Below are 13,544 nucleotides of genomic sequence, written 5' to 3' on the forward strand. Positions count from 1 at the left end.
CTCTTCACCAAGACAAACTATTTTCTAAGGATCATTTTTAGCTATTGGCTGATCCTGCCAGTATGCCAAGCTAGAGCGATTACCCTATCGCTCTAGCTTTAATGAATTTAAACAGCATAAATATCACTGAAATAGTTGAGCAAACTAAAATTCAGTTACAAGAAGATAAAACACTCTCGCCAGCGTTGAAGATGTCTATTGAACTCATTCTTGTTGTCGTTGTTATGCTAGCTAACCTAAACTCCGGATAATAAATCCATCTCAAGCAGCCAACAAGCAGCGGCTAAATTCCTAAAGGTGGGCAAAGTCACTTAACCACCTAACCATTTTTAGCGCAAAGCCCCACCAGTAAAGCCCTGTAGGCTGGTTAAGTAGATTTTATTTTACTTAACCATGCCTAACCACTTAACCATACAAATGCTATAATATAACAATATTAATAAAAAAAGCAGTGGCTAAGTTATGACGACAAACACCAACGAATTAACACTTAAACAAAGTGCTTTCATAAAAGCGTACCTTTTAAACGGTGGTAACGCGACACAGGCAGCAATTAAAGCTGGTTATAGTGAAAAGACGGCTCAAGCTATTGGCGCTGAAAACCTTACAAAACCTTTAATTCAAAAAGCCATAAAAATTCACCAGCAGCAAGCGCATAATGAATTTATAGGGTCTAAAACTAAAAAGCTGGTGGCGTTACAATCCATCATTGAAACGGCTATGACTGAGCACTAAGAAAAGGGAGTGTTAAACGCAACGGCAGCCATTGCCGCTATAAAAGCCCATAACGAAATGCAAGGCGATAACGCACCGCTCGAGACTAACACCAGTATAAAAGTAAGTCATACATTAGCTGAACGTTTAAGATGCGGATCTAAATGCTAGATTATAAAACCTAAATTATCCTAGCAGAATCTAGCAAACCCCAACTTATAGAAAGATAAACGAGAGTGATAATCATGGCAGCAGGTAAAAAAACAGGTGGGCACAAGGCGGGAACACCTAATAAGCTAACGTTTGAGACTCGACAGTTATTAGTTAATGCCTTGGCTGATGAATTTGAACAATTACCAGAGCTACTCAAAGAATTAAACCCAGCGGAGCGTATAGACGCAATTTGTAAGCTGTCTAAGTTTGCGCTGCCAGCAGTCGCGCCAGTATCAATACTTAAAGTTGAAAAAGTAGAAAAGCCTAGTGATGATATGTTTGCCATTGATCTAAACTAGACAAATTTAGATGGAATTTTCTGACTCTTTAAAAGGATTTTCGGAAGTCATACGTTGATAACATTACCGACATTGTAGAGTGAAAATTTTAGATGAATTAATCCACTGTAGGGACATATTAGGGACACGGAAAATTAAATTTAAAAATTAATTTATTTAAAAATCAAATTATGCAAGTAAGGAGTTGATTTTAAAGGATTAAATGGTCGGTATGGAGAGATTCGAACTCTCGACCCCTGCCACCCCATGACAGTGCGCTACCAAGCTGCGCCACATACCGACTTCGATTGCAATAGTACGTGTATTTATAAAAAAATCAATAAGCTTTTGTTTGTTTGGATATTTATTGCGCAAGCGTTTAATATTAAGCGCTTGCGCCAGAAGTTTTACACGGCTTTACTCTTTATTTAACCACTGGTTGATCGTGTTATACATTTCATCTCGTAGTATTGGTTGGGCAGTTTTGTTAGGGTGTAAGTTGTCGTTTTGCATCAGCTCGCTTTTGCCTGCTACTTTAAGCACAAAAAACGGCATTAAATGCGAGCCCGTGGCTTTGCTAACACTGGCAAAGCTATCGGTGAACATTTTACTGTAACGTGGGCCATAGTTAGGTGGAATATAAATTTCCATAAGTGCGGTTTGTGCATTTGCAGCTTGGCTTTTTTCAATTAAAGCCGTTAAGTTAGTTTGCATTTTTTTGATTGGAAAACCGCGCAGGCCATCATTAGCACCAAGCTCAATGAGTACGTGAGTTGGCTGGTATTGCTCAAGTAGCGCGTCTAATCGGCGCAATGCACCGCCGGTGGTTTCGCCGCTAATACTGGCATTTACTAAGTTGATAGGGCGTTGCTCGGTATCGTATTTATCTTGTAACAATTGCACCCAGCCTTGTTCTTGTTTTAAGCCATAGGCTGCGCTTAAACTATCACCAAGTATTAAAATCGTGTTGTTAGCTACCGCGTGTAGTGGGTTAATAACTAAAAATAAAATGAATACACAACGTAGGATTGAATGGGTCATATGTCAGCGCTTTCTCAATTAAATATAATTCAAGTAAATGGTTTATCTAAAGTGGTTTCCACCTTTGAAGGTGAGTTGTCCATCCTCAGCGACATCAGCTTTAATGTCAAGCATGGCGAGTCTGTTGCCGTAGTGGGCACGTCGGGCTCTGGTAAATCTACATTATTGAGCTTGCTAGCAGGGCTTGATACCGCCAGCAGTGGCGAGGTGATGTTAGATGGCGAGCCGCTGCACGAATTAGATGAAGAAGCACGTGCAGCACTGAGAGCTGCTAAAGTCGGATTTGTATTCCAGTCTTTTATGTTGGTACAAAGTTTAACTGCGCTTGAGAACGTGATGTTACCCGCTGAGCTTGCTGGCGAACATGATGCTAAAGAGCAAGCGCTCGCATTACTTGAAAAAGTCGGCTTGAGTCACCGTGTTGATCATTACCCGTCGCAGTTATCTGGTGGTGAGCAACAACGTGTTGCCATTGCTCGCGCATTCGTGGGTTCGCCTAAAATACTGTTTGCCGACGAGCCATCAGCTAACCTAGATAGCAAAAACGGCCACATGATAGAAGCGTTATTATTTGATTTAAATAAACAAAATGGCACTACGCTTATTTTAGTTACCCACGATGAAGCACTGGCGCAAAAGTGTGAACGTATTATTCAGATTGAAGCCGGTGAGCTGGTACACAATTCAACAGAGGAAATGGCAAATGTGGGCTAAATTAGCGCTTAAACTATTTTCTCGTGAGTTTCGCCGTGGTGAACTAACCGTAATAAGCGCTGCCATTGCACTGGCAGTATTAACCGTGCTTACTTTATCTATGGTAACTGAGCGAATCGCACAAAGTATTGCCCAAAAAAGCAGTGCCTTTATAGCAGCAGATCGTGTTCTTGCCAGCAATCACGCCATAGATACCGCCTTTATAACCAAAGCAGAACAACAAAACTTACAAACTGCACAAATGGTGTACTTTGACACTATGCTGTTTGCAAACGATGAAATGCAATTTAGCTCGGTAAAGGCTGCATCAAACAGTTACCCGCTTAAAGGCCAATTGAAAGTTAAGTCGGGTTTGAATGCTCAAACTGAGGTTGCACCCGGTGCGCCAAGCCCTGGTAACGTATGGTTAAGTGAATCTGTTTTTTACAGTTTAAACATAAACGTAGGCGACCAAGTTGAATTAGGTGCCGCGTTATTCAATGTGGAAAAGGTGATTGTAGAAGAACCCGATGCGCCATTTAATGTGTTCTCTAGCAGTCGCAGAGTACTTATTAATATTGATGATGTACCAAAAACTGAAGTAATACAGCCCGGTAGCCGTGTATTTTACCGCCAGTTGTATGCAGGTGATGAAAGCGACATCAATAGTTTTTACGATTGGTTAAAACCGCAACTTAAAGAAAACCAAAACTGGTATGGTGTAAAAGACCGTCAATCGCCCATTTCAAATAGCTTAAACAGAGCCGAAAGCTTTTTATTATTAGCAGGTTTGCTGGGCATTATATTAGCCGCGGTTGCTATTGCGGTATCAGCTAAGCGCTATTGTGAGCGCCAATACGACCCCGTCGCGATGATGAAAACCTTAGGTGGCAGCCGCGATATGATCCGCAAAATTTACCTTATGCACTTATTAATGGTGTGTACCATGGCGGTAGTCGTTGGCCTTGCTATTGGTTACGGCTTACAAGAAGTTGCAACTGGTTACCTTGCAAAAAGCATGGGAACCGAACTGCCCATGGCAGGGTTTAAACCGTGGTTAGTCGCCATTAGCACTGGGGTTATTTGTGCGGTTATGTTCTCTATTAAGCCATTGTTAGATTTATTTGATATTCCACCACTTAGAGTGCTTCGCCGTAATTTAGGTGATCGCCTTGCGGTAAGTAAAATCCATTTAGGGCTTAGCGCCTTAACGGTATTTTTATTAATGTGGTTATTTAGTAACAATATTAAAATTACCCTTATTTTATTTGCCTCAACGCTTGCGCTTATTTTAGTGTTGTTTTTAATTTCTAAATTAATATTTGGCGGGGGCCGAAAGCTTGGCTTAAAGCCAGGTAACAGCTGGTCGTTGGCTATTGCGTCTATTCAAAAGCGCGCCAACGTTAATGCGGTGCAGCTAATTAGTTTTTCGCTAGCGATTAAATTACTGTTGTTTTTAATTGTGCTAAAAAACGACATTATTTCGGATTGGCAGTCTCAGTTACCAAGCGATGCACCTAATGCCTTTTTGGTTAATATTACGCAAAATGAGCTGGATCCGGTAAATGAATACTTAGCGCAAAAAGGCATTCAAGTGTCGGAGTTTTACCCAACGATTCGTGGCCGCGTAAATGCAGTAAATGGCGAAGCAGTAGCACGTGAAGTGTCATTGCAAGACAACGAGAAAAAAGACGAAGAAGCCCGCTCAGGTATTGGCCGCGAGCTTAACTTAACTTGGCTTAACGAAGTCCCCTCACAAAATGACATTATCGATGGCCAGTGGTTTGGCGATGACGCAGTAGCTGAGGCCTCACTTGAAGAGTCTATGATGAAGCGCCTTGATGTGAAAATGGGCGATACCCTCACGTTTTTAATTGGTGCGCAGTCGTTCGACGCTAAAATTACCAGTGTACGTAAAGTTAATTGGGCCACGCTTAAACCTAACTTTTTCATTATTTTAAGCCCTGATGTGCTCAAAGACTTTCCGGCCACGTATATTTCATCAGTACGTATTGAGCCTGAGCAAAAGCGCGACTTTAGCCAGTTATTACGTACATATCCTACGATTACAGCAATTGATGTAGACAACTTTGTTAAACAAATTCAATCGACTATTGAGCAAGTGTCGTTAGCTATTGGCTTTGTACTGGCTATTGTGGTGTTGTGTGGCGCGTTGGTACTTATATCGCAGGTGCAAGCAAGCTTAGGTGAGCGGATGCAAGAAATTGTGATACTGCGTACTTTGGGCGCTAAAAGCCGATTAATCAAAAATGCCACCTTGTATGAATTTTTATTACTGGGCGGTTTAGCCGGACTGGTGGCTGCATTTTTCAGCGATATTGCGTTATTGATTGTTCAGCAGCAAATGTTTGATTTAGCGGGTAAGCTGCATCCTAATATTTGGATTATTGGCCCCGTTGCTGGTGGCGTGTTTGTAGCAGGGTTAGGCTATTTTATGATTGCCCGTACGCTTAAACAAAATACCCAAGGCTTAGTACGCGCATTGGCGTAAACTTTTCAGCCAAATAGCGTTTAAATGCCTACTTTTTATGTAGGCATTTTTGTTTTGGCTTGGTACTGGTAATTTATACAGTGCTCTGGCATTATTAGCACTATTAATAAATAACAATAATGAGAGTGCTGTTTGGCCATAATTTTAGGGATCGATCCGGGCTCGCGTTTAACGGGTTACGGTGTGGTTGCGCACCAAGGGGCTAAGTTTACTTACTTAGGCAGTGGCTGTATTAAATTAGCCGATCATGACTTTCCCACCCGACTTAAAATGATTTACCAAGGCATTACACAGCTTATAGAGCAATTTTCGCCTGAAACATTTGCTATAGAAAAAGTATTTATGGCGCATAACCCTGATTCTGCTTTAAAGCTAGGTCAAGCTCGTGGCGCTGCGATTGTCGGTGCCTCTATGGCCGACTTACCGGTTTTTGAATACTCAGCACGGCAAATAAAGCAAGCCGTTGTGGGTAACGGTGGGGCAGATAAATCGCAAGTTCAACATATGGTTAAAAACATACTTAAACTGCCAGGTACGCCGCAAGCCGATGCGGCGGATGCGCTTGCAATTGCAATTTGCCATGCCCACTCTGAACAAAATTTAATAAAACTAGCGGGTAGCGCAAGCAAAACCGTTAGAGGACGTCTAAGGAAATAACAATGATAGGTCGCTTAAACGGCGTGTTAGTTGAAAAACAGCCCCCAGAAATACTATTAGAAGTGAGCGGCGTTGGCTACGAAGTACAAATGCCAATGACCTGTTTTTACGATTTGCCTAAAGTGGGCGACAACGCCATTGTGTACACTCATTTTGTAGTACGCGAAGACGCACAGTTATTGTTTGGCTTTAATAATAAAACCGAGCGTGCGTTATTTAGAGAGCTGTTAAAAGCTAATGGAGTAGGGCCTAAATTAGGCTTAGCTATTTTGTCGGGCATGTCGGCGCAGCAGTTTGTAAGTTGCGTAAATAATGAAGATGCTACCGCTTTGGTTAAATTGCCAGGGGTGGGCAAAAAGACCGCAGAGCGCTTAGTGCTCGAAATGAAAGACAGATTAAAAAATTGGGGTAATGACTTATTTACCCCATTTAGCGATAGCGCCGTAATAGAGCCTGCGAGCGATGCAACTATAGCCAATAATGCGGCCGATGATGCGGTTTCGGCGTTAGTGGCGCTCGGTTATAAATTGCCACAAGCGCAAAAAGCAGTAAAATCAATAAGCAAACCCGATATGTCGACTGAGGTTCTAATTAAAGAATCTTTGAAATCAATGCTGTGAGTAAATTATGATCGAAGCTGATCGCTTAATAGATGCTGCTGAAAAAACCAACGAAGACACCATAGACCGTGCTATTAGGCCAAAGTTACTGGCCGACTATCGTGGTCAGCCGCATGTTAAGCAACAAATGGAAATATTTATTGAAGCCGCGCGTAGCCGCAGCGAAGCGTTGGATCATTTATTAATATTCGGTCCGCCAGGCTTAGGTAAAACCACGCTTGCCAATATTGTAGCCAACGAATTAAATGTAAATATTAAAACCACCTCTGGGCCTGTGCTTGAAAAAGCGGGCGATTTAGCCGCATTGCTTACTAACCTTGAAGAGGGTGATGTACTGTTTATTGATGAAATTCACCGTTTGAGCCCGCAAGTTGAAGAAATACTCTACCCGGCAATGGAAGATTACCAGCTCGATATTATGATAGGTGAAGGGCCAGCTGCACGCTCTATTAAGCTTGATTTACCTGCGTTTACACTCATTGGTGCAACTACCCGTGCAGGGTCATTAACTTCTCCACTGCGTGACCGCTTTGGTATTGTACAGCGTTTAGAATTTTATTCTGTGGAAGACTTATCACATATTGTGGGGCGCTCAGCGCATTATCTTAGTTTAGAAATGTGTGACGATGGCGCCGCCGAAATAGCCAAACGTTCGCGCGGTACGCCACGTATTGCAAATCGATTATTGCGTCGAGTGCGCGATTACACCCAAGTAAAGTCAGACGGTACGGTTAATGCTGAGGTAGCTCAACAAGCCCTCGACATGATTGACGTTGATAAAAGCGGTTTTGATTACATGGATCGTAAATACTTACTCGCCATCATCGAAAAGTTTATGGGTGGCCCTGTTGGCCTTGACAACCTAGCCGCGGCAATAGGCGAAGAGAAAGAAACCATAGAAGATGTGATCGAACCGTTTTTAATTCAACAAGGGTTTATTCAGCGCACGCCGCGAGGGCGAATTGTCTCTGATAATGCGTATCACCATTTTGGCTTGTTACCTAAAAAAGACTAAATAACCAGAATAACGAGACTCTTTCTAAAGCCACTGTCATTTTAACGACAGTGGCTTTTTTGTATAAGCAAAGGCTAAATTTAGACGTATTTTACTTTGCCAATAATTCACTGAGCGTTAAGACATATCAGGCTATTGTGCGGCTGTAGTAACGGTATTGAGCCCGAGTGTAACTAATTTTACAAATTGCGGGCAAAAAAAAGCCCGCAAATAATGCGGGCAAACAACAAGTTTAAGGAAGTAATCTAGGGAACTACGTTTTACTTGTTGAGGTCATACCCCAAGAAGTAAAAAAGTAATACGAAATAAATCATATTACGAAGAACTGGATTCAATGAAATAGCTTTCATTTAATGCGCTAGCTCGGTATAGGAGAATAATACCGAAGCGGCAGAATTTGTTCAAACTAGAAAATTTATATTTTCAGATTAAAAAAACTAATAGCAGGGGTTTTCTGTTTTTACTTAATGTTGCATGTTAATTAACCATTAATTCTATAAGTTAATGAAATGCTTTGTTTATGTGTATTAACATATAAACGTTCGGTATTAGTTTTACTATTACGTTAAGGTAAGCGTGTAGTGTTTATGAGTGCTTATGCATTAATTTTGAATAAACAGCGTATTTTTGTGACTCTTTAGTGAAATTAAGCGGGCTTATAGATAGTCTTGTTGTTATTTATTTATACAGTAAAACAAGAGTTAAGTAGTAAAATTATTTTTTTAACGTTTTTTGTTGGCTATTCACAGCAATATCGTTGTCAGCAGGAAATACACTAGATACACTAGCTGAACTTTAATGGTGGCTAATGTGTTACAAAGTTACCTTACTCAAATAAATCAATTTGATGTTTTTAATTATTTAGGAGTTTAACGTGGGATCAGGGCTTAATTTTTTAGATCTAATTCTAGAAGCCAGTTTGCTTGTGCAATTAGTAATGCTAGCGTTGGTTGCTATGTCGGTTATGTCGTGGGCTATTATTTTTCAACGTAAAAAAGCCATCTCTGACGCCTTAGCAAATGCCAAAAAATTTGAGCAACGTTTTTGGTCTGGTGTTGACCTAAGTAAGCTATATAACGAAATTTCATCACGCGGTGGTCAATCAACGGGTATTGAAGCGTTATTCACCTCAGGTTTCAAAGAGTTTGCACGCCACAAAAAAAATACCTTTCAAAGTGCAGGCATTGTTATGGAAGGCACGCATCGTTCAATGCGGGTTGCGCTTTCTCGTGAAATAGAAAAACTAGAATCAAGCTTATCGTTTTTAGCAACCGTTGGCTCAATTAGCCCCTACATAGGTTTGTTTGGTACAGTATGGGGTATTATGAATGCCTTTATTGCCTTAGGTGAAGTAAAACAAGCAACCTTACAAATGGTTGCACCAGGTATAGCAGAAGCTTTGATTGCAACAGCAATGGGTTTATTTGCGGCTATTCCTGCCGTTATTGCCTATAACCGATTTGCTAATAAAGTTGAAAAGTTAGAATCTCATTACATTAACTTTATGGAAGAATTTGCCAATATTTTACACCGTCAAGCAGCTACCCAAATAGAGGCTCAAGCGAATGTACCAGCGTAAAAAGCGTCGCCCAGTCGCAGAAATTAATGTAGTACCATACATTGATGTAATGTTGGTGTTGCTTATTATATTTATGGCCACTGCGCCATTAATAACCCATGGCGTAAAAGTAGACCTACCAAAAATGGAAGAGTCAGACTTAGTTGATACCAAGGACACGCCGCCCATTATTGCCTCTATTGATTCGCAAGGTAAGTATTATGTAAGCATAGGTGCTGATCCGGAAGAGCCAATGGAAGCATTAGATGTAGCCGCTGTAATTAAACTACAACTAATGAAAAACCCTGATACCCCAGTAATGATTAAAGGCTCAGGTAAAGTGTCGTATCAAGAAGTGTTACTGCTCATGGATTTTTTGAAGAATGCAGGTGTACCATCGGTAGGCTTAATGACCGAATCCTTTGAGGGGACCAAGTAGTCATATGAATACGTCGTTAATCAAATCAGTAATACTGCATTTAGCATTAGGGGGATTTTTGTATGCATCAGCAAACATTCATCCACCTAAACCTAAAGTAATGGAAGTGACGCTTAATGCCGCCATTCCTGAGCCAGAAAATGCGGTGTCTGCTGTGACCGTGGATCAACAGCAGGTTGAGCAAAAAATTGCTGAGTTACGCAAAAAAGAAGAAGATAAAAAGCGCGCTGAAGATAAACGCATTCGTGATTTAGAGCGCCGCGCAGCAGAAGCACGTAAGCAAAGAGAATCTGAAGCAAGACGCATTAAAAAGCTAGAGCAGCAGCGCAAAGCTAAAGAGAAAGAAAGAGCCGAAGCCGAAGCTCAAGCTAAAAAAGCCCGCGAAATAGAACAACGTGAGCGAGCAAAAGCCAAACAAGCGCAAAAGCAAAAGCAAGAGGCTGAAGATGCTGCTAAAGCGGCTGCCGACAAACGCAAAGCCGAAGAAGCCGCGCTTAAAAAAGCCGAAGAAGAGCGTAAAAAACGTGCTGAAGAAGCTGAGCGTAAACGTCAGCAAGCATTGCAAGAACAAATACTGCAAGAGCAACTTGCCAAAGAGCAGGCTGCACGCAATAAAATACGTCAACAGCAAGTAGTGAGTGAAGTTGATAAATACCGTGCATTAATTATGGCGCGTATTCAGCAAAACTTATTAATTGATGAAAAAATGAAAAACCAGCAATGCCGCATTAATCTCCGTCTTGGGTTTAATGGCTTGGTTACGCAGGTTAAGTCGTTAGGCGGTGATAAGTTAGTGTGTGAAGCTGCTTTAAGAGCGGTTCGCATGGCCGACACATTACCGGTATCGAAAGATAAAGACGTATTCGAACAATTAAAGAATATTAATATAACCATCGCGCCAGAGTTTTAAGGGATGACATGTTTAACAAAATTAAAATAGCCTGTTTAGTTTTAATATTAGGGTTTCAGGGTGTTGCACACGCGGCACTTGAAATTGTTATTACTGAAGGTATAGACGGTGCAAGACCGATTGCGATTGTGCCTTTTAAATATCAAGGTATTGGCCCTATTCCAGAGCAGCTTAGCGATGTTATTGCTGCTGATTTAATGCGCAGTGGCAAATTTAAGCCAGTTAGCGTTTCACAAATGCCTCAACAACCACATAAAGACGGCGATATTGATTACGGCGCTTGGGTTAATAAAGGCGTTGAAGCGGTTTTAGTAGGTGAAGTAGAACAGCAAACCAACGGACGTTACTTAGTACGTTATGAGCTTGTTGATGTTATTCGCGGCCAAATTACTGGCGGTGAAACACAAATGATGAGCAACGGTAAGCTTGTTCAAAGCCAAGACCATATTTTAGAAGCACGTCAAAGCGTAATTGGTGAAACTGGATTTCGTCGATACTCGCACCGCATTAGTGATGTTATTTATGAAAAGCTAACTGGCGAAAAAGGCGCGTTTTTAACAAAAATAGCCTATGTTATTGTACGTGATACCGAAGAAAAGCCTTATCAGTTAGTCGTTGCTGATTACGATGGTTTTAATGAACAAGTATTATTGCGTTCAAAAGAGCCATTAATGTCGCCGGTTTGGTCACCTGACGGTACTAAGTTAGCGTATGTAACCTTTGAAAATCGCCAGAGCCAAATTTACATTCAAGACATTTATACGGGTAAACGCGAATTGATCACCAGCTACAAGGGAATTAACGGCGCGCCGCAATTCTCGCCAGATGGTAAAAAGTTACTGCTAGTGCTGTCAAAAGATAAAACTGGTGCAACTGAGGTTTACTTATTAGACTTACTAACACGTAAAGAGACGCGATTAACACGCCATCGTAGTATAGATACCGAACCTTCGTGGTACCCAAATGGTGAAGATATAGTATTTACGTCGGAAAGGGGTGGTAATGCTCAGATTTATAAGTTAAATTTAAAAACTGGCAGAACGCAAAGATTAACCTTTGACGGTGACATGAACCTAGCGGGTTCTATTTCGCCAGACGGAAAAGAATTAGTGATGGTAAACCGTACTAACGGACAGTATCATCTTGCTAAGAAAGAGTTGGCTACAGGTGCGTTTCAAGTTTTAACACGAACTCGCCTTGACGAATCACCGAGCATAGCGCCAAATGGCTCGATGATTATATACAGCACGCTCCACAATAATAAACAGGTACTTGCGCTAGTATCGATGGACGGTCGTTTTAAAGCACGTTTACCTGTGCTTGATGGACAAGTAAAGGCACCTGCTTGGTCGCCATATTTACAGTAATAATTGCTGGTTTACTCAAAATAGGAATCTACTCAATGCAACTTAACAAAATACTTAAAGGCCTGCTAATTGCTGTGCCAGTAATGACACTAGCAGCTTGTAGCTCATCTTCAGATATCGACGAAAATGCAGCTAACCAGTCAAACCAAGCAACTGTTGAGCAAACAACAACGGATACAGTTGAAGTAGCCACAATGACGCCAGAGCAACAAGCAGAAGAGCAACTTCGTCAAAAGTACGAAGCGCTTCGTCAAGAGCAAATTATCTACTTTGACTTTGATAAAGCCACAGTTGAAAGCAAATATGCAGACTTACTTCGTGCACACGCTGAGTTTTTAGTTAAAAATCCTTCTGTTAAAGTATTAATTGAAGGCCACGCAGATGAGCGCGGTACGCCAGAGTACAACATTGCACTTGGTGAGCACCGTGGACAAGCAGTTGAAAAATACCTACAAAGCTTAGGTGTTTCTGCAAGCCAAATGTCAGTAGTTAGCTACGGCGAAGAAAAGCCAATGGTTAAATCTCGCACTGAGTCTGCTTTCGCTAAAAACCGCCGTGCGGTACTAGTTTACTAAGATAAGAGATATTATGAAGCCGAAAATTATTTTGGCAGCCATGATATTGAGCGGGAGCACCCAAGTTTTGGCTGCTCCCGCTCCTGTTTCAGAAGCTGCAAGTTCACAGTCAAGCATTGAAAAGCGTTTAGCAACACTTGAAAGTATGATGCAACAGCGTAATTTTTTACAAGTAGAGTTACAGCAACAGCTCAATTTACTGCAAGATGAAGTTAGTCAAATACGCGGAGTAACAGAAGAGCAAAGCTATAAGCTTGAAAAAGTACTCCAGCGTCAACGCGAGCTTTATCAAGAAATTGAGAACCGTGTTAGCCAAGCGTATGCAAAGCCGACCGCTCCAGCGCCTACAACAGACTACACACAGCCTAGTAACGAGCAGAGCTACAGCAGCGATTTATCTGAAAACGAAGCGTACGAACGTGCTGTTGCGCTTATAATGAAAGATAAACGCTACGACCAAGCTATTCCAGAATTTCAAGCGTTCTTAACAACGTATCCAAATTCAGTGTACACCTCAAACGCACATTATTGGCTGGGACAACTATTAACGATTAAAAATGACGGTGTAAAAGCAGCCGAGCACTTTAAAGTAGTTGTTAACGAATTTCCAAATTCAAATAAACGCCCAGATGCGATGTTAAAGCTTGGTACACTTTTACAAGAGCAAGGTTTGAAGGCAGAAGCACAAAAAATACTGAATGAGCTTATCAATCAGTACCCAAGTACAACTGCTGCTAAATTAGCCACAGAACGCTTATCAAAATAAATGTTGATGCTTGATTAGACTGCTTTTTGTCATAAGCGGTCTAAAATTGCTCAACTAGACATAAAAACTTAAAAAAAGAGACAATTTCGGTTGCACTCATTTTATAAATAAGTATTATAAGCGCCCGCAGCAAACGAATGGTAACCCCACTCGAAATGCGGCAAAAAGAGCGGGTCATTAGCTCAG

The 13,544-nt window shown here is 41.3% G+C and carries 15 protein-coding genes and 1 tRNA gene; 14 read left to right on the forward strand and 2 right to left on the reverse strand.

Going from position 1 to position 13,544, the window contains the following annotated elements; all coding sequences use genetic code 11:
• Positions 1-462: 462 nt before the first annotated feature.
• The 3 genes from CWC30_RS16940 (at position 463) to CWC30_RS16945 (ending at position 1,226) form a co-directional block, all read left to right on the forward strand.
• Complete coding sequence (locus CWC30_RS16940; protein WP_138627692.1) at positions 463-735, forward strand: terminase small subunit; 273 nt, start codon at positions 463-465, stop codon at positions 733-735.
• Positions 736-744: 9 nt separating this feature from the next.
• Complete coding sequence (locus CWC30_RS18415) at positions 745-885, forward strand: hypothetical protein (RefSeq protein ID WP_171034745.1); 141 nt, start codon at positions 745-747, stop codon at positions 883-885.
• A 74-nt stretch (positions 886-959) separates the two neighbouring features.
• Positions 960-1,226, forward strand: coding sequence for a hypothetical protein (locus CWC30_RS16945; protein ID WP_138627693.1), 267 nt, complete (start codon positions 960-962; stop codon positions 1,224-1,226).
• 203 nt (positions 1,227-1,429) lie between these two features.
• Here the strand turns inward: CWC30_RS16945 and CWC30_RS16950 are convergent.
• Together CWC30_RS16950 and CWC30_RS16955 are read right to left on the reverse strand one after the other, a co-directional pair.
• Positions 1,430-1,506 (reverse strand) — tRNA-Pro (locus CWC30_RS16950).
• Positions 1,507-1,622: 116 nt separating this feature from the next.
• Complete coding sequence (locus tag CWC30_RS16955) at positions 1,623-2,246, reverse strand: arylesterase (RefSeq protein ID WP_138627694.1); 624 nt, start codon at positions 2,244-2,246, stop codon at positions 1,623-1,625.
• Here CWC30_RS16955 and CWC30_RS16960 point away from each other — a divergent pair, their 5' ends adjacent.
• The 11 genes from CWC30_RS16960 to ybgF all read left to right on the forward strand — a co-directional run bounded on the left by CWC30_RS16960 (position 2,247) and on the right by ybgF (position 13,358).
• Positions 2,247-2,960 (forward strand): ABC transporter ATP-binding protein, encoded by a 714-nt coding sequence (locus CWC30_RS16960; RefSeq protein WP_138627696.1) that lies wholly within the window; start codon positions 2,247-2,249, stop codon positions 2,958-2,960.
• Entirely contained in the window at positions 2,950-5,451 is a 2,502-nt protein-coding gene (locus CWC30_RS16965; protein WP_138627695.1) for an ABC transporter permease, read from the forward strand. The genes CWC30_RS16960 and CWC30_RS16965 overlap by 11 nt, the downstream gene beginning before the upstream one ends.
• Positions 5,452-5,583: 132 nt before the next feature.
• Positions 5,584-6,108, forward strand: a complete 525-nt coding sequence (ruvC, locus tag CWC30_RS16970; protein ID WP_008114131.1) for a crossover junction endodeoxyribonuclease RuvC — start codon at positions 5,584-5,586, stop codon at positions 6,106-6,108.
• 2 nt (positions 6,109-6,110) lie between these two features.
• Positions 6,111-6,728 (forward strand): Holliday junction branch migration protein RuvA, encoded by a 618-nt coding sequence (gene ruvA / locus CWC30_RS16975; protein WP_036983054.1) that lies wholly within the window; start codon positions 6,111-6,113, stop codon positions 6,726-6,728.
• A gap of 7 nt (positions 6,729-6,735) precedes the next feature.
• Complete coding sequence (gene ruvB, locus CWC30_RS16980; protein WP_013464636.1) at positions 6,736-7,743, forward strand: Holliday junction branch migration DNA helicase RuvB; 1,008 nt, start codon at positions 6,736-6,738, stop codon at positions 7,741-7,743.
• Between the two features lie 874 nt (positions 7,744-8,617).
• Complete coding sequence (gene tolQ, locus CWC30_RS16985) at positions 8,618-9,322, forward strand: protein TolQ (RefSeq protein WP_016899821.1); 705 nt, start codon at positions 8,618-8,620, stop codon at positions 9,320-9,322.
• A complete protein-coding gene (tolR, locus tag CWC30_RS16990) occupies positions 9,309-9,740 on the forward strand; it encodes a protein TolR (protein WP_069439284.1) in 432 nt (143 codons plus the stop codon). Before tolQ ends, tolR begins: the two co-directional genes overlap by 14 nt.
• Positions 9,741-9,744: 4 nt before the next feature.
• On the forward strand, positions 9,745-10,650 hold the full coding sequence (tolA, locus tag CWC30_RS16995; protein ID WP_076920777.1) for a cell envelope integrity protein TolA: 906 nt from the start codon (positions 9,745-9,747) through the stop codon (positions 10,648-10,650).
• A gap of 8 nt (positions 10,651-10,658) precedes the next feature.
• A complete protein-coding gene (gene tolB / locus CWC30_RS17000) occupies positions 10,659-12,017 on the forward strand; it encodes a Tol-Pal system beta propeller repeat protein TolB (protein WP_013464640.1) in 1,359 nt (452 codons plus the stop codon).
• Between the two features lie 35 nt (positions 12,018-12,052).
• Complete coding sequence (gene pal / locus CWC30_RS17005) at positions 12,053-12,592, forward strand: peptidoglycan-associated lipoprotein Pal (RefSeq protein WP_036983049.1); 540 nt, start codon at positions 12,053-12,055, stop codon at positions 12,590-12,592.
• Between the two features lie 13 nt (positions 12,593-12,605).
• Positions 12,606-13,358, forward strand: coding sequence for a tol-pal system protein YbgF (gene ybgF, locus CWC30_RS17010; RefSeq protein WP_036983047.1), 753 nt, complete (start codon positions 12,606-12,608; stop codon positions 13,356-13,358).
• Positions 13,359-13,544: the final 186 nt, after the last annotated feature.

It is taken from the genome of Pseudoalteromonas sp. S4741 (genome assembly GCF_005886135.1).
GTDB lineage: Bacteria > Pseudomonadota > Gammaproteobacteria > Enterobacterales > Alteromonadaceae > Pseudoalteromonas > Pseudoalteromonas tetraodonis.

Excerpts from the sequence above, each read along its gene's own strand:
- ybgF (WP_036983047.1), top strand. The coding sequence starts at position 12,606 with ATGAAGCCGAAAATTATTTTGGCAGCCATGATATTGAGCGGGAGCACC.
- CWC30_RS16965 (WP_138627695.1), top strand. The coding sequence starts at position 2,950 with ATGTGGGCTAAATTAGCGCTTAAACTATTTTCTCGTGAGTTTCGCCGT.
- ruvA (WP_036983054.1), top strand. The coding sequence starts at position 6,111 with ATGATAGGTCGCTTAAACGGCGTGTTAGTTGAAAAACAGCCCCCAGAA.
- tolA (WP_076920777.1), top strand. The coding sequence starts at position 9,745 with ATGAATACGTCGTTAATCAAATCAGTAATACTGCATTTAGCATTAGGG.
- CWC30_RS16940 (WP_138627692.1), top strand. The coding sequence starts at position 463 with ATGACGACAAACACCAACGAATTAACACTTAAACAAAGTGCTTTCATA.
- CWC30_RS16960 (WP_138627696.1), top strand. The coding sequence starts at position 2,247 with ATGTCAGCGCTTTCTCAATTAAATATAATTCAAGTAAATGGTTTATCT.
- ruvB (WP_013464636.1), top strand. The coding sequence starts at position 6,736 with ATGATCGAAGCTGATCGCTTAATAGATGCTGCTGAAAAAACCAACGAA.
- CWC30_RS16945 (WP_138627693.1), top strand. The coding sequence starts at position 960 with ATGGCAGCAGGTAAAAAAACAGGTGGGCACAAGGCGGGAACACCTAAT.
- CWC30_RS16955 (WP_138627694.1), bottom strand. The coding sequence starts at position 2,246 with ATGACCCATTCAATCCTACGTTGTGTATTCATTTTATTTTTAGTTATT.
- pal (WP_036983049.1), top strand. The coding sequence starts at position 12,053 with ATGCAACTTAACAAAATACTTAAAGGCCTGCTAATTGCTGTGCCAGTA.
- tolB (WP_013464640.1), top strand. The coding sequence starts at position 10,659 with ATGTTTAACAAAATTAAAATAGCCTGTTTAGTTTTAATATTAGGGTTT.
- tolR (WP_069439284.1), top strand. The coding sequence starts at position 9,309 with ATGTACCAGCGTAAAAAGCGTCGCCCAGTCGCAGAAATTAATGTAGTA.